Origin of the sequence: Mycolicibacterium novocastrense, assembly GCF_001570485.1 — a bacterium.
Classification (GTDB): Bacteria; Actinomycetota; Actinomycetes; order Mycobacteriales; family Mycobacteriaceae; genus Mycobacterium; species Mycobacterium novocastrense.
Map to the genome: position 1 here is coordinate 205,089 of NZ_BCTA01000026.1, position 19,460 is coordinate 224,548.

At 68.2% G+C, this 19,460-nt stretch carries 22 protein-coding genes; 11 read left to right on the plus strand and 11 right to left on the minus strand.

What is annotated here, in order from left to right:
- Nucleotides 1–67: 67 nt before the first annotated feature.
- Nucleotides 68–226: a hypothetical protein gene (locus RMCN_RS31015; RefSeq protein WP_165595589.1), complete on the minus strand. Its 159-nt coding sequence runs from the start codon at nucleotides 224–226 to the stop codon at nucleotides 68–70.
- A 369-nt stretch (nucleotides 227–595) separates the two neighbouring features.
- Between RMCN_RS31015 and RMCN_RS09390 the strand changes: the two genes are divergently transcribed.
- From RMCN_RS09390 to RMCN_RS09400, 3 genes are all read left to right on the plus strand, one after another.
- A complete protein-coding gene (locus tag RMCN_RS09390) occupies nucleotides 596–937 on the plus strand; it encodes a rhodanese-like domain-containing protein (RefSeq protein WP_067388584.1) in 342 nt (113 codons plus the stop codon).
- Nucleotides 938–1,004: 67 nt separating this feature from the next.
- Nucleotides 1,005–2,033, plus strand: coding sequence for a DUF4328 domain-containing protein (locus RMCN_RS09395; RefSeq protein ID WP_067388586.1), 1,029 nt, complete (start codon nucleotides 1,005–1,007; stop codon nucleotides 2,031–2,033).
- Between the two features lie 5 nt (nucleotides 2,034–2,038).
- On the plus strand, nucleotides 2,039–2,890 hold the full coding sequence (locus tag RMCN_RS09400) for a glycerophosphodiester phosphodiesterase (protein ID WP_064413113.1): 852 nt from the start codon (nucleotides 2,039–2,041) through the stop codon (nucleotides 2,888–2,890).
- 24 nt (nucleotides 2,891–2,914) lie between these two features.
- Here RMCN_RS09400 and RMCN_RS09405 read toward each other — a convergent pair whose 3' ends face one another.
- The 4 genes from RMCN_RS09405 to RMCN_RS09420 form a co-directional block, all read right to left on the minus strand.
- A complete protein-coding gene (locus RMCN_RS09405) occupies nucleotides 2,915–3,460 on the minus strand; it encodes a ferritin (protein WP_067388805.1) in 546 nt (181 codons plus the stop codon).
- A 131-nt stretch (nucleotides 3,461–3,591) separates the two neighbouring features.
- Nucleotides 3,592–4,716 (minus strand): LCP family protein, encoded by a 1,125-nt coding sequence (locus tag RMCN_RS09410; protein ID WP_276019726.1) that lies wholly within the window; start codon nucleotides 4,714–4,716, stop codon nucleotides 3,592–3,594.
- A 178-nt stretch (nucleotides 4,717–4,894) separates the two neighbouring features.
- Nucleotides 4,895–5,662, minus strand: coding sequence for a CPBP family intramembrane glutamic endopeptidase (locus tag RMCN_RS09415; RefSeq protein WP_067388588.1), 768 nt, complete (start codon nucleotides 5,660–5,662; stop codon nucleotides 4,895–4,897).
- Nucleotides 5,663–5,681: 19 nt separating this feature from the next.
- Entirely contained in the window at nucleotides 5,682–6,479 is a 798-nt protein-coding gene (locus RMCN_RS09420; protein WP_064415938.1) for a DUF2470 domain-containing protein, read from the minus strand.
- Nucleotides 6,480–6,589: 110 nt separating this feature from the next.
- Here RMCN_RS09420 and pheA point away from each other — a divergent pair, with 110 nt between their 5' ends.
- Both pheA and RMCN_RS09430 read left to right on the plus strand, forming a co-directional pair.
- Nucleotides 6,590–7,516: a prephenate dehydratase gene (gene pheA, locus RMCN_RS09425; protein WP_067388590.1), complete on the plus strand. Its 927-nt coding sequence runs from the start codon at nucleotides 6,590–6,592 to the stop codon at nucleotides 7,514–7,516.
- Nucleotides 7,513–8,199, plus strand: coding sequence for a histidine phosphatase family protein (locus RMCN_RS09430; RefSeq protein ID WP_064415936.1), 687 nt, complete (start codon nucleotides 7,513–7,515; stop codon nucleotides 8,197–8,199). The genes pheA and RMCN_RS09430 overlap by 4 nt, the downstream gene beginning before the upstream one ends.
- On the opposite strand, the gene RMCN_RS09435 is transcribed toward RMCN_RS09430, so the two are convergent.
- Genes RMCN_RS09435 through RMCN_RS09445 form a run of 3 tightly spaced genes read right to left on the minus strand, consistent with a single transcriptional unit; the run spans nucleotide 8,179 to nucleotide 10,239 of the window.
- Nucleotides 8,179–8,370: a hypothetical protein gene (locus tag RMCN_RS09435; protein WP_064415935.1), complete on the minus strand. Its 192-nt coding sequence runs from the start codon at nucleotides 8,368–8,370 to the stop codon at nucleotides 8,179–8,181. The two genes, RMCN_RS09430 and RMCN_RS09435, sit on opposite strands and share 21 nt — an antisense overlap.
- Before the next feature lie 59 nt (nucleotides 8,371–8,429).
- Nucleotides 8,430–8,780, minus strand: a complete 351-nt coding sequence (locus tag RMCN_RS09440; RefSeq protein ID WP_064415940.1) for a metallopeptidase family protein — start codon at nucleotides 8,778–8,780, stop codon at nucleotides 8,430–8,432.
- A 4-nt stretch (nucleotides 8,781–8,784) separates the two neighbouring features.
- Entirely contained in the window at nucleotides 8,785–10,239 is a 1,455-nt protein-coding gene (locus tag RMCN_RS09445) for a septum formation family protein (RefSeq protein WP_067388592.1), read from the minus strand.
- A 93-nt stretch (nucleotides 10,240–10,332) separates the two neighbouring features.
- Here RMCN_RS09445 and serS point away from each other — a divergent pair, with 93 nt between their 5' ends.
- The 3 genes from serS to RMCN_RS09460 all read left to right on the plus strand — a co-directional run bounded on the left by serS (nucleotide 10,333) and on the right by RMCN_RS09460 (nucleotide 13,392).
- Nucleotides 10,333–11,592, plus strand: a complete 1,260-nt coding sequence (gene serS, locus RMCN_RS09450) for a serine--tRNA ligase (protein ID WP_067388594.1) — start codon at nucleotides 10,333–10,335, stop codon at nucleotides 11,590–11,592.
- 76 nt (nucleotides 11,593–11,668) lie between these two features.
- Complete coding sequence (locus tag RMCN_RS09455; RefSeq protein WP_067388596.1) at nucleotides 11,669–12,817, plus strand: zinc-dependent alcohol dehydrogenase; 1,149 nt, start codon at nucleotides 11,669–11,671, stop codon at nucleotides 12,815–12,817.
- An 11-nt stretch (nucleotides 12,818–12,828) separates the two neighbouring features.
- Complete coding sequence (locus tag RMCN_RS09460; RefSeq protein ID WP_067388598.1) at nucleotides 12,829–13,392, plus strand: hypothetical protein; 564 nt, start codon at nucleotides 12,829–12,831, stop codon at nucleotides 13,390–13,392.
- Here RMCN_RS09460 and RMCN_RS09465 read toward each other — a convergent pair.
- Together RMCN_RS09465 and RMCN_RS09470 are read right to left on the minus strand one after the other, a co-directional pair.
- A complete protein-coding gene (locus RMCN_RS09465) occupies nucleotides 13,389–13,721 on the minus strand; it encodes a hypothetical protein (protein ID WP_067388600.1) in 333 nt (110 codons plus the stop codon). The genes RMCN_RS09460 and RMCN_RS09465 overlap by 4 nt on opposite strands.
- Nucleotides 13,718–15,268, minus strand: coding sequence for an MBL fold metallo-hydrolase (locus RMCN_RS09470; RefSeq protein ID WP_067388602.1), 1,551 nt, complete (start codon nucleotides 15,266–15,268; stop codon nucleotides 13,718–13,720). The genes RMCN_RS09465 and RMCN_RS09470 overlap by 4 nt, the downstream gene beginning before the upstream one ends.
- Nucleotides 15,269–15,452: 184 nt before the next feature.
- On the opposite strand from RMCN_RS09470, the gene RMCN_RS09475 reads away from it, so the two are divergent.
- From RMCN_RS09475 to RMCN_RS09485, 3 genes are read left to right on the plus strand one after another with little or no spacing between them, the layout of a single operon-like run.
- A complete protein-coding gene (locus RMCN_RS09475) occupies nucleotides 15,453–16,229 on the plus strand; it encodes a lysophospholipid acyltransferase family protein (protein ID WP_064416112.1) in 777 nt (258 codons plus the stop codon).
- A 5-nt stretch (nucleotides 16,230–16,234) separates the two neighbouring features.
- A complete protein-coding gene (locus RMCN_RS09480) occupies nucleotides 16,235–16,996 on the plus strand; it encodes a lysophospholipid acyltransferase family protein (protein ID WP_067388604.1) in 762 nt (253 codons plus the stop codon).
- A gap of 25 nt (nucleotides 16,997–17,021) precedes the next feature.
- Nucleotides 17,022–17,837: a Cof-type HAD-IIB family hydrolase gene (locus RMCN_RS09485; RefSeq protein ID WP_067388809.1), complete on the plus strand. Its 816-nt coding sequence runs from the start codon at nucleotides 17,022–17,024 to the stop codon at nucleotides 17,835–17,837.
- A 3-nt stretch (nucleotides 17,838–17,840) separates the two neighbouring features.
- On the opposite strand, the gene RMCN_RS09490 is transcribed toward RMCN_RS09485, so the two are convergent.
- Complete coding sequence (locus tag RMCN_RS09490; protein ID WP_276019517.1) at nucleotides 17,841–19,397, minus strand: N-acetylmuramoyl-L-alanine amidase; 1,557 nt, start codon at nucleotides 19,395–19,397, stop codon at nucleotides 17,841–17,843.
- Nucleotides 19,398–19,460: the final 63 nt, after the last annotated feature.

A 19,460-nucleotide genomic window follows, 5' to 3' on the forward strand; every position in this document is an offset into this window, starting at 1 on the left:
GAGCCGCCGCGTCATCGACCCGGCGGCTCTTTCGTATCCGCGCTCGCAGTAAGCGAGCGGCATGTCGTCAGTACAGGACGATCAGGGCCAGCACGACCAGGAGCACCAGGGCGATCACGCCAGCGCGCAGGCACGCCATCAACTGGCTGCGGGTGTAGGCGGCGGGCGTGGAGGACTGCCACTCCGTGGGGGGCATAGCCGAACCCGACCCCATCGAAGACGTCATGAACCCCTCCTGACCTGCATGTTCTAATCTTCCCCCCCGGTGAGATCTATCACAACCGCTGTATGTGACGCCGATCATAACCCCTCCGGTCGCGCGGCAAAAATCGGCTCGCGTTCACGACGGATACCGGCACCGCCGGCTCAGTCGGCGGTTAGCGGGACTAGGGATTTCGCTCGCCATCCGCCGGCCTGTTGATGGGAACGCCGAAAAGTTCGGCGCTTATCCACAGCAGTCCTCAGGAGAATCACAGATTCAGCGGCTCAAGGCAGGTTGTCCGATGTCGTTGCTTGTGGATGAACCTGTGGAAATTGTGGATAGGTGGGCATTGCTGTCGCCGCAAGCCGGCCGGCGGCATGTCAGCATTGAGGCATGAACGAGGCTGAATTCGGGCAGGTCGACATCGCCGACGTGCCGACCACCTTCGGCCCCGGGGCGATCCTGCTGGACGTACGGGAAGACGACGAGTGGGCACGCGGGCATGCCCCGGAGGCACGACACATCCCGATGGGACAGGTCCCGGCGCGGCTGGCGGAGATCGAGGTTGACGCCCAGGTGTTCGTGATCTGCGCGGCCGGTGGGCGGTCGCAGCGGGTGGCGCAGTATCTGGCCAGGAACGGCTATTCACCGATCAACGTCAACGGCGGCATGTTCGCCTGGGTCGGCGCCGGTCGGCCGGTGGTGACCGACGACGGCGGGCCGGGTGTCGTCTGACGGATCGTCGCTACCCTGGTCGAATGGTCGGGCGAGGAGCGAAGTGATTCCGCGCGCGAGGAGCGAAATGATTCAGGTGTGTTCGGCGTGCGGAACCCGGTGGAACGTGCGCGACCGGCGCCGGACGTGGTGTCCGCGGTGCAACGGTTCGTTGTTGCCGCCGTCGGCTCCCGCGCCGGACGCCGCGAACTCCCAGTGGAGCGCACGGTCCTCGGCCGCAGCGCCCGGTGCGCGGCCGCAACTGCCGCCGGGTTACCGCTGGATCGCCGTGCGGCCCGGCGCACCGCCGTACCCGCGGCGCCCGAAGCGCGCCCTCGGGCCGACGCCCCGTTACGCGACCATCCCGCGATGGGGCCTGGTCGATCAGATCGCGCCGGTCGACCAACAGCAGGAGGCGCCGCGCCGTGGGCCGTCGCCGGGCATGGTGACGGGCACGCTGCTGCTGACGATGGCGATGCTGGGTGCCGCGGCGCTGATTCACCTTGCGCGCTATGTGCTGCTGATCGTCAACCGTTCGGTGTTGCTGCCCCCGTGGATCGCCGCCATCGGGACCTGGTTCGGCGTCGTGCTCAGCGTCGTCGCCGCGTTCATGGTGGTGGCCAGCCTGGTCGTGCTGACCGCCTGGCTGATCGCCAGGCGGGCCGCCGCATACGCCTACCGGGGAACGACCGACCCCCGACCGTCCTGGGTTCTGCAGGCCGGTTGCCTGCTCCCGTTCGTGAACCTGTTCTGGGCGCCGGTGTTCGTCCTCGAACTGGCGGGGGTCGAGGAGCGGCTCAGCTATCTGCGCAGGCCGATCGCGGTGTGGTGGCTCGCGTGGGTGGCCAGCTACGCGGTGTCGATCTGGTCGATCGCGACCAGCTTCACCCGCGATGCGCAGGGAATCGCTGACAACACGATGACCACGATGATCGCCTATCTGCTGGCACTGGCCGCGCTGCTGCTCGCCATGAAGGTCGTTTCCGGCTTCGAACGGCAGCCCGTCGAGCGCCCCAGCAAGCGCTGGGTGATCGTCCCAGACGACGGCACGCCGGCACAGGATCGCGCCGAGTCCAAGGCTCCGGTTGAGTCACACGGGCAGGACCCGGCAGCATAGGCCGTATGACAGGCGACTCCGAAGCCGCCGAAAACGCGACGTCCGGACCGACGCCCGGGGGCCATCCGTTCGTCGTGGCCCACCGAGGTGCGTCGGCCGACCGTCCCGAGCACACGCTCGCGGCGTACGAGCTGGCGCTGCAGCAGGGTGCCGAGGGCGTCGAATGCGATGTGCGGCTCACCCGCGACGGCCACCTGGTGTGTGTGCACGACCGCAGGGTCGACCGCACATCGAACGGAACGGGGATCGTCAGCGACATGACGCTCGCCCAACTGCGGGAACTCGACTTCGGCGGGTGGCATCCCAGCCGGAACGCCCTTGAGCCGCAAGGTGATACAGGTCTGCTCACCCTCGAAGCCCTGATCTCGCTGGTGCTCGATTGGAACCGCCCGGTCAAGCTGTTCATCGAGACCAAGCATCCCGTCCGGTTCGGTGGGCTGGTGGAGAGCAAGGTACTGGCCCTTCTGCACCGGTTCGCAATCGCCTCTCCCGCATCGGCGGACCTGTCGCGAGCCGTGGTGATGTCGTTCTCAGCGGCCGCGGTGTGGCGCATCCGCCGCGCGGCGCCGATGCTGCCGACGGTGTTACTCGGCGAGACGGCGCGCTACCTCGGCGGTAGCGCCGCCACAACGGTGGGCGCCACCGCGGTCGGCCCGTCGATCGCCACACTGCGCGAGCGCCCCGAGTTGGTGGACCGGGCGGCCGCACAAGGCCGCGCGCTGTACTGCTGGACCGTCGACCATTTCGAGGACGTGCAGTACTGTCGCGACCTCGGCGTGGCGTGGGTCGCGACCAACCACCCCGGCCGCACCAAGGATTGGCTGCAGAACGGTTTGGCCGGCGCCGGGCGCGATTAGCCCCGAGTCAGCCCCGCGCGACGATCAGAGGCTTCCGCCCGCGACCTTCGGTGCGCCGTTGTCCTTCGGCGCCTTGCCCAGCTCGCGCGCGACGAAGTCCTCCAGATGGAAGAGGTCGTCGCCGGCCCGGTCGGCGATGCGCACCAACGTCGTCATCTGCGAGACCTCCTCGACCTGCTCACTGAGGAACCACTGCATGAACTGTTCGCCGAGGTAGTCACCCTCGTCGCGGGCGACGCCGGCCAACCGGCCGATCTGCTCGGTGACGGTGCGCTCCAGATCGAGCGCCAGGACGAGCGCGTCGCGCGGAGCGTCGAAGCTGTTGCGCACCGCATCGATCCCGGGAATCTCGCATTCGACGTCGCGGTCGAGCAGGTACTGGACCAGCATCATGGCGTGATTGCGCTCTTCGACGGCCTGGCGGTAGAAGAGCTTGGCCAGCTGCGGAAGGTCGGCTCCGTCGAAGTAAACGGCGATGGCGAGGTATTGCTGCGCAGCGCCGAACTCGTTGCGGATCTGCTCTTGCAGAAGGGCGTGGAATTTGGTGTCGGAAGCCTCAGCAGTGGTCATGAACGCCACGATAGTCCAGCTCAGAGCGCATTGTCAGCGAAGGACGACCTAACGCAGGCGAGGTTTACCTTAATGAGCACACCCTTTGTGACGGCGCTAACATCGGCGGGTAGATGTTTGCTGGAGTCGTGCTAGGGCTGAGCGTCGACGACGTCTTGCGGCACCGTTGAGTCGGTGCGCAGCGCCTCGAACAGTTGGCCGGCCAAGGTCTCGTCCCAGACGACGACCGAGCCGACGTCACCGCTGGAGTACTCACCGATCGGGACCGTGGTGGTGAGGACGTCTCCGTGCATGGCCCACGCGAGCCGGGCCAGATGCCACACGTGATCGTTCTCGTTGACGGTGAACGTCCGGCCGGCAGCCTGCGCCATCGGATACCAGCGCAGCGGGTTGAGCAACACCGACGGGCTGGTGGCGCGGTGCAGCAGCGCGGACATGAACTCCTGCTGGTGAACCATGCGGTCGAGATCTGCGCGCGGAGTGGCCCGGGTGCGGACGAATCCCAGCGCGCTGCGGCCGTCGAGTTTCTGGCACCCGGCAGGCAGGTCGATGCCGGCGAGGGGGTCGCTGATGGGCTCGGCCGGACACATCGTCACCCCGCCGACCGCGTCGACCATGGTGGCGAACCCGTCGAAGCCGATCTCGGCGTAGTGGTCGATCCGGAGGCCCGTCGCCTCCTCGACCGTCTGGGCGAGCAACTGCGGACCGCCCACCGAGTACGCGGCGTTGATCTTGTCGCTGCCGTAGCCCGGGATCGACACGTAGGAGTCCCGAGGTATCGAGACCATCGTCGCCTGGGCGCTCGAGGTGATTCCGGGGATGTGCACCAGCAGGATCGTGTCGGTGCGCCCGTCGCCCATGTCCCCACCGGTGGTCAGCTGCGCTTGTTGTTCGGGGGTCAGGTGCTGGCGGCTGTCGGATCCCACGAGCAGCCATGTGGTGCCCGCACCCGCTGCGGGCCGGTCCGGATAGTCGACCAGTGCGGGGATGCGCCGCAGCGACGAGTCCATCCAGAGCCCACCGGCCACGACTGCCGTCCCGGCCAGCAACAGCACGACCAGCAGCACCCGGCCCCAATGCCGTTTGCGGCGAGCGCGTTTCGGCCTCGTCGGAGCCTGCGGGGGCGGTGGGTGTTGGGGGCGTGGCGCCGGTCGGCGAGCGGCGGCCGGGCGGGGCCCTGCCGATGGCGGCGTAGTGCGGCGGGGCGGGGCGGGTGGCGGCGGAGGAGGTGGAGGTGGCACGCGGGGCGGAGGCATGCGGGGTGGAGGCGGGGCAGGCCGCCCGATCGGCGGGTTCGGTGGGGGCGGCCGGTAGTTGGGATCGCGGCGGATCACCTGTGACGGCTCCCGGTGCGGCCGCCGCGGCGGCTCGAACCCGCGGGGCGGTTGCCGGTTGTCGGTCACCTGAAGAAATGTACGTCGCCGACCCGCATGTTCAGCGCAACCAGCCCAGGTGGCCGGCGGCCAGCGCATAGCCGACGAAGGCCACGGCATCGATCAATGCGTGCGCGATGATCAGCGGCCACAGCCGGCCGGTCCGCAGGTAGACATAGCCGAACACCACGCCCATCGCCAGGTTCCCCAACCCCGCTCCGAAGCCCTGATAGAGGTGGTAGAGCCCGCGCAGGACGCTGGTGACGACGACGGCGGTCGCCGGGCTCACGCGTAGCTGGCGCAGCCTGGTGATCAGGTAGCCGACGACGATGACCTCCTCGGCCCAGCCGTTTGCCAGCGCCGTCAACAGCAGCACCGGTATCCGCCACCAGGTGTCGTACAACTCGGCCGGCTCGACGTCGGCGTTCATGCCGAGGAGCCGGGCAACCTGATACAGCGCCAGACCGGGCAGCCCGATCAGCGCGGCGAGGCCGAGCCCGCCGAGCAGGTCGGCCCGCCAACGGGGCGGCCCCAGGCCGATCGACTTGAGAGAGATTCCGCTGCGCCACAACAGGTATACGGCCAGCGCGCCCCATGCCGACAGTTGGAACACCCAGACGAGGTTGAGGCCGAGGTCGATGAGATCGAAAGGGGAGCGGCGCGGATTGAGCGCGACGACCTGACCGGAGAGGCCGAGGAGCACCGACTCGATCAGGTTCAGCAACGCGCTGTAGGCCGACAGTCCGAACGTCACCGCCAGGACGACGACGATCTCGATGCGCAGGGCCCGGCGGGCGGGATCGGTGAGCTCGTCGGGGGCGCCGGTCACCGGAGCTAGGGTAGTGCCGTCACAACTTCCGTGCGCGCAGCCCGTTGAGGAACGGGCAGCCCATCAGCACCCGGATCGCCTGGCTCAACCCGGTGACGTCGTCGACCGGGCGGGTGAACGGCAGCCGGACATCGTGGTCACCTTCGTCGGTTTCCACCCGCAGTTGCACGCCGTAGCGGTCCAAGCCCAGGGGCCGGACCCGGCCACGGCGCAGCGACATCGGGAGCCGGCTGGCCAGCCTCTCGACGACGTCGCGGTGCGCGGACTCCATGTGCTGCAGCCAGCACGACTCCATCGCGCAGAACGGGTCCGGTCGGGCGTCCAGCAGCGTGCTCACGGTGACCGATTCGGCGCCCGTGGAATCGGCGACGACCACGGAGTCGATCTCCAGCCGCAGAAGTGTGTGTCCCTTGTCGCCGTCGGCGGTCGCCGAGTTCACCTGAAGTAGCGCAGGATTGGGGTCTTCGGAGGCGATCAGATCGAGCAGGGCCGACACCTCACCGGCGGGCACGTCGTGCAGGCGGCCCTGGATCCACACCAGCGAACGCACCGGCTCGCGTAGGGGCAGCGGCGCGTAGTCCGTCATCTCCAGCACCGCCTGCACCCCGCCGGTGCCCGCGCTGACGGCCTTGGCCGCCACCGCGCTGTCGGCGGGAACGGTGATCGCGAACGAGCCGTCGCCGAGCAAGTGGTGGACGGGTGTCTCGGTGGGCGTCCCGTTGTCGCCGCCCTCCACCGCGAGCATCGCGCCGCCCGCCTTGGCGCATGCGCTGCGGATCCGCTCGGCCGTCGTCGGTGCCGTGACAGTTGTCGCCATCCCGCCTCCTCTGAGATAAGGTGAGCCTAACTTAACTAGGCCATGGCGGATCCCGCAAGGCTTTCGTGCAGCGGAACGGCATTACCGCAGTGACCCGATAGTGTTGATCCGTGCTGCGCATCGCCTATCTCGGCCCCGAGGGGACCTTCACCGAAGCGGCGCTGCTCAAAATGTCGAGCAGCGGCATGCTGCCCGGCGGGCCGGGCGCCCGAGAGGTGACACCGGTCGCGTGCGACAGCACCACAGGTGCGCTCGCCGCTGTGCGCGAAGCCACCGCCGACTACGCCTGCGTGCCGATCGAGAACTCGATCGAGGGCTCGGTGCTGCCCACCCTCGACGGCCTGGCCGGTGGCACACCGCTGCAGATCTTCGCCGAGCTCACGCTCGACGTCTCGTTCACGATCGCGGTCCGCGACGGCACGGCCCCCGACGACGTGAAGACCGTCGCCGCGTTCCCCGTCGCCGCCGCGCAGGTGCGGAACTGGCTGGCCGAACATCTGCCGTCGGCGCAGGTGGTGCCCGCCAACTCCAACGCCGCCGCGGCCGCCGACGTCGCCGAGGGCCGCGCCGACGCGGGGGTGAGTACCGCGCTCGCCACCAAGCGCTACGGCCTGGAGTCGCTGGCGTCAGACATCGTCGACGAACCCAACGCGCGCACCCGGTTCGTGCTCGTCGGAGCGCCTGCTCCGCCGCCGGGGCGCACGGGCGCCGACCGTACGTCGGTGGTCCTGCGACTCGACAACGTTCCCGGCGCTCTGGTGTCGGCGCTGACCGAGTTGGCCGTCCGCGACATCGACTTGACCCGGATCGAATCACGGCCCACCCGAACGGGTTTGGGCACCTACATCTTCTTCCTCGACTGCGTCGGGCACATCGACGACGATGCGGTGGCCGAGGCACTCAAGGCGCTGCACCGTCGTTGTTCGGATATGCGATTCCTTGGATCCTGGCCGACCGGAGCGGCCGCAGGCGCGGTCCCTCCCGGACTTGATGAAGCCTCCCGCTGGCTGGCGCGACTCCGGGAGGGACAGCGGTGAGCGGGCGTCTGGTGCTGGTGCGCCACGGACAGTCGCTGGCGAACGTCCACCGTCGCCTCGACACCCGCCCGCCCGGCGCACAACTGACCGACCTCGGCCGCGATCAGGCGCGCTCCTTCGCCAGGGGTCTGCCTGCCGCGCCCGCGATCCTTGCGCATTCGGTGGCCCACCGGGCCCGCCAGACCGCCGAGGAGATCGCCGGTTCGGTGCGGTTGCCGCCCGTGGAACTCGACGGGGTCCACGAGGTCCAGGTGGGCGATCTGGAGGACCGTAACGACGACGAGGCGATCGCGACGTTCGAATCCATCTACCAGAAGTGGCACGACGGTGATCTCGACGTGGCGATGCCCAACGGCGAAACCGGCCACGATGTGCTGGAGCGCTATGTGCCCACCATCACCCAACTGCGGATGCGTCATCTCGACGACGACACCTGGCACGGCGACATCGTGGTGGTCAGCCACGGCGCGGCGATCCGGTTGGTGTCCTCGGTGCTGGCCGGTGTCGAGAGCAGTTTCGCGCTCGACCACCATCTGGGCAACACGGAGGCCGTCGTGCTGGCACCGATCACCGACGGAAGGTGGAGTTGCCTGCAGTGGGGGTCGATGACGCCGCCGTTCTATCCGGAGCCCGACGTGCGCCCGGTCGAGGACGCCCTGCGCTCAGCCGACCCGATGGGCTGACACCACGACCGCGCAAGCGCAGTCGATCGCCTCACAGTCGATCACGAAGGCGTGCGCGACTTCCGGGGTGACGCAATCGGGTTCGGTGCACTCCGGCCGATACGCGGCGTGGTGAATGACGGTGCCGTGGCAGTGCTCGAGGCCCGCCACGCATTCTCGGCACTCGGTCATGGCCCCTTGATAGCACCCATGGGCGACAAAGCGCAGTTGCCGCGCGGTGTCTTCGCCCGCTAACCCCACCCGAGTTCGTGGAGGCGCTCATCGTCGATGCCGAAATGATGTGCGACTTCGTGAATCACCGTGATCGCCACCTCGTCGACGACCTCCTGCTCGCTGTCGCAGTGCTCCAGCAGTGCCTCGCGGTAGATCGTGATGGTGTCGGGCAGCGAACCGGCGTACCACGAATCGCGCTCGGTCAGGGCGACGCCGTGGTACAGGCCCAGCAGGTCGGGCTCTTCGTCGTTGCGGGCCTCGACCAGGACGACGACGTTGTCCAGCGCGTCGGCGAGCTTGGGCGGTATCAGATCGAGCGCCTCGGAGACCAGTTCGTCGAACCGTTGCGGGCTCATCCGTACGGCCACGCGGCTACGGTCCAGGCGGCGCCGGTGCGGGTGCCGGTGGTGGGGCCGGGGCCGGGGCCGGTGCGGGAGGCGGCGGAAGCGGCGCGGGTGCTGGTGGCGGCGGGGGCAGCGGCGCGCCCGGCGGCGGTGGCGGCGCACCCGGCGGTGGTGGCGGGGCGCCGGGAGGCGGCGGGGGCGCGCCGTTGATGAAGGTGTTGCCGGGCGCGGGCTCGGTCGGTGCGCCGCCCTGATGGACATCAGGCGACTGCTGGCCGTGCGTCGACTGCTGTTGGTCGCTGTCGTCGCTCGAGCTGCTGCTGCCGCTGCTGCTGCTGCTGGAGGACTGGCCGCTGGTGGACTGAGAGGTGTTGACGGGCTCGTTGTCGGTGATCGGGATCGGCGGGAAGTTCAGCCGCTCCTCGGGGATGTCCGGCGGCGGCACCGGCGGTTGACCGTTGATCAGCAGCGGGCCCTTGGCGCTGTTGAGCAGCGTCGACCAGCCGCCGTTGCCCAGCGTGGCGCCGATGCTGCAGGACACCTGACGACTGCCGGCCGCCCAGCTCGGCAGCGAAATGGTGCTGTAGATCAGCGTCAGCGTGGTGCTGCGCAACTCGATGGGCGCCAGGTAGGCATCCGTCATCCGGGTGCACGCGTCCTTGATGAAGCTGTCCTGCTCGGGCTCGGGCGGCAGCCCCCCGGGGAACCTCTCGGCGAGGTTCACCGCGCCGGTGACCTCCATCGCGTGCGGCGCAGCACAGTCGACAGGGATGTCGGTGGGCTGGTTGGTGGTGGGGTCGATACCCAGGCAGGTGCCCGGCGGCCACACCTTGGACTGGTCGACCTCGGCGACCTTGCCGGAGAACGGCAGCTGCTGGTTGTTGGGCCCGGGCAGCTGCAGCCCGCACAGCATGCGGCGCTCGCCGGATTGGCTCCAGGCCTTGTCTCCGGACCACAGCATGCTCACGGTGAAGCGGCTGTTCGGGTCGAAGCGCGGGCCCAGGTAGTTCTTCACGGCCGTGGCGCACTGCTCCTGGCTGATCTGCTGGATGCGCGCGCTCGACGGTGGCGCGGCGTCCGGTCCGTATTCGCTGCCGGGGAAGGTTCGCATGTCCACGGACTCGGCGACCTCGAACCGGTGCTCCTGGCCGCAGTCGACGATCTCGGCGGCGTCGGGTGTGCGGTCGGGCCAGTTGAGGCAGTCGCCGGCCTTGGCGTGTTCGAACGTCTCATTGCCCCGCGGGCCGAGGGAGATCGTGCTCGCGGTCAGCCCGCTGGCGCCGTCGGTCTGCGGCAGGGCGGTGATGAGGCCCGCGATCAGCAACCCGCCCAGAGCCGTCAGCACCAGCGCCCGGCGCGTCGGCGTGGCGTGCAGACTGGTCCACCACGCCACCCGCTCCGACGCCTGTGTGTCGCCTTGCTGCGGGTCGGCGGGGTCGTGCTCGCCGAATGGGCGATCGGGTGCCTCCAACATCTGCTCCATTGTGACAGGCGTGTCAGGTGCTGTGACAAGTGATGCAGTTGTAAAGTTATGCGGTTGTGCTGGCCTGGGGAATCGACCAGTAGGGTTGCGCCCGTGATCGACCTCAAGTTGCTGCGCGAAAACCCGGATGCGGTTCGTGCCTCGCAGCGCGCCCGCGGCGAAGACCCGAGCCTCGTCGACGCGTTGCTCTCCTCCGACTCCGCGCGCCGGGCCGCGGTGTCGGCGGCCGACAATCTGCGCGCCGAGCAGAAGGCCGCAAGCAAGAAGGTGGGCAAAGCTTCACCGGAGGAGCGGCCCGCGCTCCTCGAGCAGGCCAAGCAGCTCGCCGAGAAGGTCAAGGCCGCCGAGGCCGCGCAGGCCGACGCGGCGAAGGCGTTCACCGCGGCTCACATGGCGCTCTCGAACGTGATCATCGACGGGGTGCCCGCGGGCGGCGAGGACGACTTCGTCGTGCTCGACACGGTCGGTGAGCCGCCGCGTATCGACGACCCCAAGGATCACGTCGAGCTCGGCGAGTCGCTGGGCCTCATCGATCTCGAACGCGGGGCCAAGGTGTCCGGCGCGCGGTTCTATTTCCTCACCGGGGCAGGCGCTCTCCTGCAACTCGGCCTGCTCCAACTGGCGGTCAGGCTGGCCACCGAGAACGGGTTCACGATGATGATCCCGCCGGTGCTCGTGCGCCCAGAGGTCATGGCGGGCACCGGTTTCCTCGGCGCCCACAGCGAGGAGGTCTACCGGATCGAGTCCGACGACCTGTACCTGGTCGGCACCTCCGAGGTGCCACTTGCCGGATATCACGCCGACGAGATCCTCGACTTGTCCGGCGGACCGCTGCGTTACGCGGGCTGGTCGTCGTGCTTCCGGCGCGAAGCAGGCAGCCACGGCAAGGACACCCGCGGCATCATCCGCGTGCACCAGTTCGACAAGGTCGAAGGCTTCATCTACTGCAAGCCCGAGGACGCCGAGTCCGAACATGAGCGGCTGCTGGACTGGCAGCGCCAGATGTTGGCCGACATCGAGGTGCCGTACCGCGTCATCGACATCGCCGCGGGCGATCTCGGGGCCTCCGCGGCGCGCAAATTCGATTGTGAGGCTTGGGTTCCCACCCAGCAGACTTACCGTGAGCTGACCTCGACGTCGAACTGCACGACTTTTCAGGCGCGCCGGCTGGCGGTGCGGTACCGCGATGAGAACGGCCGCCCGCAGATCGCGGCGACGCTGAACGGAACCTTCGCTACGACGCGGTGGCTGGTGGCGATCCTGGAGAACCATCAGCAGCCCGACGGCAGCGTCCGGGTACCACAGGCGTTGAGGCCCTATGTCGGTACGGACGTGTTGACGCCGGTGCACTAGGGCCGGCGGCCGGATCGGATTTGTTTCGCGCGCGCACACCGGGGTAAAGCATCGCAACCCAACCCTAGGAGGCGCCGTGAAGGCGATGGTTTACCGCGGCCCGTACAAGATACGGGTGGAAGAAAAAGACGTTCCGCCGATCGAGCATCCGAACGACGCGATCGTGCGGGTGACGCTCGCGGCGATCTGCGGTTCGGACCTGCACCTCTATCACGGGATGATGCCCGACACCCGGGTCGGGATGACCTTTGGACACGAATTCATCGGCGTGGTCGAGCAGGTTGGGCCGTCGGTCCAGAACCTCCAGGTCGGCGACCGGGTCATGGTGCCGTTCAACATCTTCTGCGGCTCGTGCTGGTACTGCGCGCGTGGACTGTACTCCAACTGCCACAACGTGAATCCGAACGCGACCGCGGTCGGGGGCATCTACGGGTACTCCCACACGTGCGGCGGATACGACGGCGGGCAGGCCGAATTCGTACGGGTTCCGTTCGCCGACGTCGGCCCGGCGATCATTCCGGACTGGATGGCCGACGAGGACGCGCTGATGTGCACCGACGCGCTGGCCACCGGTTACTTCGGCGCGCAACTGGGCGACATCGTCGAGGGTGACGTCGTGGTGGTGTTCGGCGCCGGTCCGGTCGGGTTGTATGCGGCCAAATCCGCGTGGCTGTTGGGTGCCGGCCGAGTGCTCGTGGTCGACCACCTCGAATACCGGCTGGAGAAGGCCCGCGCCTTCGCCCATGCGGAGACCTTCAACTTCGTCGAGTACGACGACATTGTCGTTGAGATGAAGAAGACCACCGGCTATCTCGGCGCCGACGTCGCAATCGACGCGGTGGGCGCCGAGGCCGACGGCAACCTGCTCCAACACGTGACCGGCGCCAAGCTCAAGATGCAGGGCGGTTCTCCGGTCGCGCTGAACTGGGCGATCGACTCGGTGCGCAAGGGCGGCACGATCTCGGTGGTGGGGGCCTACGGGCCGATCTTCTCCGCGGTCAAGTTCGGCGACGCCTTGAACAAGGGGCTGACGCTGCGGATGAACCAGTGCCCCGTCAAACGGCAGTGGCCGCGGCTGTTCTCCCACATCCAGAACGGCTATCTCAAGCCCAATGACATTGTCACGCACCGTATCCCACTCGAGCACATCGCCGAGGGATACCACATCTTCTCCGCCAAGCTCGACGACTGCATCAAGCCGGTCATCGTGCCCGACGCCGCCTGAGGGGGATCAACATGACCTATACCGCCGACCATCCACCCGTCCCGGCTTCCGACGATCTGCGCGCCCGCATCCCGGGTTGGGGCGCCGACCTCGACCCGGCCGACAGGCCCTCGGTGCCCAAGCTGAAGCCGGTCGAGACCGGAGCCCACTGGGATTTCCCCGAGCGCCAACCCGAGAAGTGGCCGAGGGAGCGGTCCATCGAGCACCAGTTCCTCACACCGGTGTTCGGCACGTCCACGCCGCCGCGGGGGCTCTCGGGTGCGATCCGGCGCTACTCGTATCGCACGTACAGCGAGGGCCGCGCCGCGCACTGGCTGCTGCTGATCCTCGCCGACCGTGTGGACGCCGTCGAGCACCACCTGCGATCGCTGCTCAGCCTGCGCCCGGACAACCCGATCACCGAGACCGGCGTCAAAACCGAGTTCACCCACAACGGCATGGCCGCGCGCGCGAAAAGCAAACGGGCCGACGCCAATCACATGTGGTTGGATCCGCTGATCGTGGGCGGCCCGTGGGTGGCGACGGCAGGGGTGGGGCTGCTGGCGGCGCGCCGGCTGCGCCGCAACCGCGGCTAAGGCTTCAGCAGCTCGTCGAGGACCTCGATGAGCTGGTCGGGGTGTTCGGGCGTGAACGCCGGGCGCCACCGGTTGCCGTCGACGTCGAGGGTGACGAGCGTGTCTTTCAGCGGCCTACGCACGTCCAGCGGCAGCCAGCGGCGCAGATCCGAACTGCCCCAGAACCGGTAGCGGTGCACCCAGTTCAGCGGCGATACGGTGTACCCGCGAATCAACCTCAGCGGAATGATCTTCGACGTGCCCGAGGGGAAGTGGTACCGGCGCAGCGTGACCGCCTCCCGGTCGACCTGGATCATGCCGTCGTCGTAAAGTTGTTGCGGAACCGTCACTTTCGCTTACTCCGCAACTCGTGGCCCTTGGTGGTCAGACACCGCCCGTTCTGCAGATTCCACTGCCACCCGTGCAGGTTGCAGGTCAGCGTCGAACCCTCCACGACGCCGAACTTCGACAGGTCGGCCTTCAGGTGCGGACACCTGCGCTGAATCTCCCAGCCGTCCAGGGTGATCGATGTCGAGTCGTCGTGCGCCTCGGCGAACCAGCCGTCGGCGTATGCGATCCGCTCGTCGGTCAGGCACTTGAAGAAGGTGTACAGGTACTCGTTGTATCCGCCGACCCGCCATGCCCGGAACCGCGTGGACAGGAAGATGGTGTTGACCCAGTCCGGCTCGTTGTCGCGCAACACCGTGCGCACCAACTCCGGCGGAATCGCGAAACCGTAGCGGAACTTCTCTGCGGCAACGGCTTCGCGCACAATGCGTTTGGGGAAGTCGAGGACCACCGTTTCGGAGCCGAGCCTCAACTCGACCGGGTAGCCGATACCGTCGCAGATCTGATCGCTCTGGATCATGATCGGCTCGAATGCCGTGCGCAGCGGCTCCAGTAACGACTCGCCCGCCGCGTCGGCCCAGCTCGCCTTCTCCGCGGCCAGCACCGGCGCCATCCGCTCGGCATAGTCGGCGATGTAGTCGGCCTTGCCGGTGGTGAAGATCGCCTCCACCTCGGCCTCTGGCAGCGGGTGGTTCAGCGAATCCAGTTGTGAGCCGGTGAATTCGGCCGTCGAGCCAGGAATCAGCAGCAGCCCGCCGTCGTGGCCGTGCGTGCGCATCTGGTCCAGGAACACCATCTGGTCGGGGAAGATGTTGGCCGGATCGTCGTGGTCGTCGTTGAGGTCGCGCAACTCCGGATCGAGAAAGCACGGCGGGCCCGCGGACGGGATGACCCAGCTCGCCCCGACCTGCGCGATGTACTGCCGGCAGCGGTCCATCTGACGCTGACGTTTCTGGATCCCGAACGCCTCCTTGGCCCGCGCGGGCATGTCGTAGACCATCGGGTACCAGATGGCGCCCGAGTACTGGAGCATGTGCACATCGACGTGGCCGAAGTCGGCGTGCACGACATCGAGATCGACGGGCCGGGCGTCGTTCATGTTGAACGCCACCGTCTCTGAATCATCGACGATGAGCCCGGAGTCACCGATCGGGCCGTCGGCGGGGGCGCGCAGCGCGATGATCATCACACCCAGATCGCCCTTGGGCCCGGACACGGTGTGGCGCACCGAGTCGGTCGTCTCGAAGAACCGGTGAAAGCCCAGCTTCTCGAGTTCGCGCCGCAGATCGGGCACCGGATAGTCCGGTAGCAGCACAACGGCGTCCTTGTTGACGTGCTCGCGCAGCAGCTTGGGGTCGAAGTGGTCGCGGTGCAGGTGCGACACGTACAGGTAGTCGCAGTCGCCGAGCGCGTCCCAGTCCAGGGCGCTGTTGTCGGGGAACGGGAACCACGATGCGAAGTACGCCGGATTCACCCACGGGTCACACAGGATGCTCCCGGCCGCGGTGTCGATGCGGAAACCCGCGTGGCCGATGCTGGTGACCTGCACAAATACCCTTCCTGCCAAGGTGGCTGCTTGCGGCGATTCTAGCCGCCGCAAGCCCCTGCTCGTCCCACGCGGGGCGGCTCCGGTTCCGAGCGCCGCGTGCGGAGCGCCGTGCAGGTGCAACGTCGACGGGACTCGGCACCGCCGACCTCGAAGGTCGCCCCGCCGCGCGACTAGGCTGCCTGATGTGGAACCGGTATACGGCACCGTCATTGCGCTGGCGCGACTGATCTGGCGCGTGCAGGGGCTCAAATTCACGGTCACCGGTGTGGAGAACCTGCCGAGGACCGGCGGCGCGGTCATCGCCATCAATCACACCAGCTATTTCGACTTCACCTTCGCGGGGCTCCCCGCCTACCGGCAGGGCCTCGGGCGCAAGGTGCGGTTCATGGCGAAGAAAGAGGTCTTCGACCACAAGATCTCCGGGCCGCTCATGCGCAGCCTGCGCCACATCGAGGTGGACCGCGACAGCGGCGCCGACTCGTTCGCCCAGGCGTGCCAGAAGCTCAAGGAGGGTGAGCTGGTCGGCGTCTACCCCGAGGCGACGATCAGCCGAAGCTTCGAGATCAAGGAGTTCAAGTCCGGCGCGGCCCGCATGGCCATCGCCGCCGACGTGCCGATCGTCCCGCACATCGTCTGGGGCGCCCAGCGGATCTGGACCAAGGGACATCCCAAGAAGATGTGGCGGCCCAAGGTGCCGATCACAGTGGCCGTCGGGGAACCGATCCCGCCGACACTGCCGGCCCCGGAGTTGACCGCGCTGCTGCATTCGCGCATGCAACACCTGCTGGAGCAGGTGCAGGACGAGTACGGTGCGCATCCGGCCGGCGAGTTCTGGGTCCCGCACCGGTTGGGCGGTGGCGCGCCGACGCTCGCCGAGGCCAACCGGATGGATACGGAGGAGGCGGCCGAGAAGGCGGCCAGGCGCGCCCAGCGTCCCGACCCCAGCGGAGCGACCGGGTAGCCGCCATGGAGCCGGTCTTCTACACGCTTGAGGTTCTGGTCAAGTCGGCGGTCAGGATCAATGGCTACAAGATCAGCTACCGGGGCCTGGAGAACATCCCCGCCGCCGGGGGTGCGGTGATCGCGATCAACCACACGAGCTACGTCGACTGGCTGCCCGCCGCGCTGGCGGTGCATTACCGCAAGCGGCGCCTGCGGTTCATGATCAAAGAAGAGATGCAGGACGTGAAGGTCGTCAGCTTCCTGATCCGCCACACCGGCACGATCCCGGTGGATCGCCGTGCCGGGGCCGGGGCCTACGCCGTGGCTGTCGAACGCCTGCGCGCCGGTGAGCTCGTCGGCGTCTATCCGGAGGCCACCATCAGCCGAAGCTTCGAGCTCAAGGACTTCAAGACCGGTGCGGCCCGGATGGCCCGCGAAGCCGACGTGCCGATCGTCCCGCTCATCGTGTGGGGCGCGCAGCGGCTGTGGACCAAGGATCATCCCCGGCGTCTGCGTCGCAACAGGATTCCGATCACGGTGCAGGTGGGTAACCCCGTACGGGCCAACGAGACGATGGAGCAGACGTTGCAGGATTTGCGTTCGGCGATGACCGAACTGTTGCACGAGGCGCAGCGCGACTACCCCCACCCCGAAGGGGCGCACTGGGTGCCGCGCCGACTCGGGGGCTCCGCACCCACCCTGGACGAGGCGAAGGCGCTCGACGAGGCCGAACTGGCCGAGCGCGCCCGCAAGCGTGCCCTGCGCGAAGCCAAGAGTCGCCGGTGATCCCCGGCCCGCGGTGGTCAGCACCATGAACACGCCCCTGCTGATCGCCTCCGACGTCGACGGGACGTTGCTCGACGACGACGAGAAGGTCTCTGCGCGCACCAGGGCCGCGGTCACCGCCGCGGTGGAGTCGGGCACGGAGTTCGTGATCGCCACGGGACGGCCGCCGCGATGGGTGCAACCGGTCGTCGACGCGTTGGGCTTCGCCCCGATGGCGGTGTGCGCCAACGGTGCGGTGCTCTACGACCCGGCGAACGACCGCATCGTGTCCGCGCGCACGCTGACCACCGACGTGCTCGCCGAGCTCGCCGAGATCGCGACGCAGGCAATCCCGGGGGCGGGCCTTGCCGTCGAGCGGGTTGGCAACAGCGCCCACGACGCCGCGACCCCGCAATTCGTCAGCTCGCCCGGGTACGAACACGCGTGGCTCAATCCGGACAACACCGAGGTGTCGTTCGAGGACCTGCTCAGCGCGCCTGCGGTCAAACTGCTCATTCGTAAGGCCGGTGCGCGCAGCTCTGACATGGCGGCCACTCTCACCGATCACATCGGCCACGTTGCCGATATCACGTACTCGACCAACAACGGCCTGATCGAGGTCATGCCGGTCGGCATCAGCAAGGCCACCGGGGTCGCCGAAGTGGCTGACCCGCTGGGCATCAGCGCCGACGCGATCGTCACATTCGGCGACATGCCCAACGATGTACCGATGCTGCGCTGGGCCGGCCTGGGGGTCGCCATGGGACACGGCCATCCGGCGGCGCTGGCCGCGGCCGACGAGGTCACCTCGACCAACAACGACGACGGCGTCGCGCGTGTGCTCGAGCGCTGGTGGGCCTAGGTCTCAGGTGCTGATCGGCGGGGTGAATCGCTCGAGTTGCACAGGCGGGGTGTCGAAGTCGGGCTTGGGCAGCTCCACGGGGATCCCATCGAAAACCCTTGTCACCGTGCCCTTCTCGCGGTCGAAGTTCAGCGTGCCGTGCTGGAAGTTCTGCACGATCCACAACGGCTCCTGAATTTCGCCGCTGGTGGGCAGTCCGAGCGCACCGCGTTCGAAACCCAGTGCGCCCCAAGCCTTGTAGATCTCGCCGGTGACAGGCTCGGCGCCGCTCTCCGGTGACCAGTAGATCGCACCGCGTTCGAACGTGACATAGCGCGCGCCGTTCTCGCCGGAGGCCTCCAGCGACGTGGGCCTGCCCAGCGGGCTCTTCATCGCGCCCATGGCTTCCCACTTCGCGAATATCGCGCCCCCGCGCAATGATTCGGACAGGTCGTCGGGCCCCGGCGGCTGGTTGAAGCGTGCGGCGATGTCGCGGATGTGGTCCATCAGCGCGTACGCAGCGTTACCGGGGCACTCGGTGGCGCCGACGTCGCGGTGGGTGAAGATCGCGGGCAGCAGCGGTGTCGCTCCGGTCGGGAACTTCGAGAACGAGCCGCCGCCTGAGGCCAGCACCACGGTGCCGCGGGGGTCGACGTGGTCCAGGCCGAGTCGCCATCCCAGCAGCCGGGCCGTGGTGCGCAGCTGAATCGGGGTCGGGGGCACCATCTCGAAGTTGCCCATCATCGCCACACCCCAGGTGTCGCGGTTGAAGCCTCCGGTGTGCGCACCCTCGACGGGTCGGGTGATACCGCCGGCGCGTCCCTCGAAGACCTGTCCGAACTTGTCGACCAGTGCGTTGTATGCGATGTCGCACCAACCCAACGTGCGGGTGTGGTACTCGTAAATCGAGCGGATGATGCCCGCCGAGTCCTGCGGGGCGTATTCGTTGCTTCCCGCGGTGTGGTGCACCACCCCCGCCCGGACTCCGAAGTCGAGCCGGGGATCTCCACACCGCATCGATTCGTCGGCGCCCCACTGCGCGCGGTTGATGATGTTGGGCGGGACCCCGGGCGCGCTCACCGCCGACGGGGGAGGCAGCGTGTCGATCGGCGGCGCCTGCGGAGGGCTGATCAGCACCGCATTGAGGTTCTGCCCGAAGGAGTGCTCGGTGTTCGCCGGGACGTAACCCAGCTCCGGGGTCGTGGGCGCTGCATCCGGGGTCTTGGGCGCGTCGGGCGGGCGGGTCACCGCGATCTGCACCGTGGTGGTGCGGCCCACGAACACGGGCTCGGTGCCGACAGGCCCCTCGGTCGGAGTGTCCGGCCCGACACCTTCGAGGGGTTCGGCGTCGTACCAGGGGCCCCAGGTGCCGTCGGCCTTCTTGGCGCGCACCCGTGCGGTCGTTCCGGTGAAGTCCTGTGCGGTCAGTGCCACCAAGGAGAACGGTGTGTCCTGGTGGATCTCGCGAATCGTCTCCCCGCCGCCGAGCCCGGTCAGCGGTTGCTGCGCCAGTTGCGGCGCCTCGGCGATCGCTTCGTCGTCACCGTCGCCGGGCAGACCGAATAGCGCCATCGGCAACATCACGACCGTCGCCGCAAGCGCGGTGAACAGCAGCGATGGCGTGGGACGGCGAGTCGGCACGGA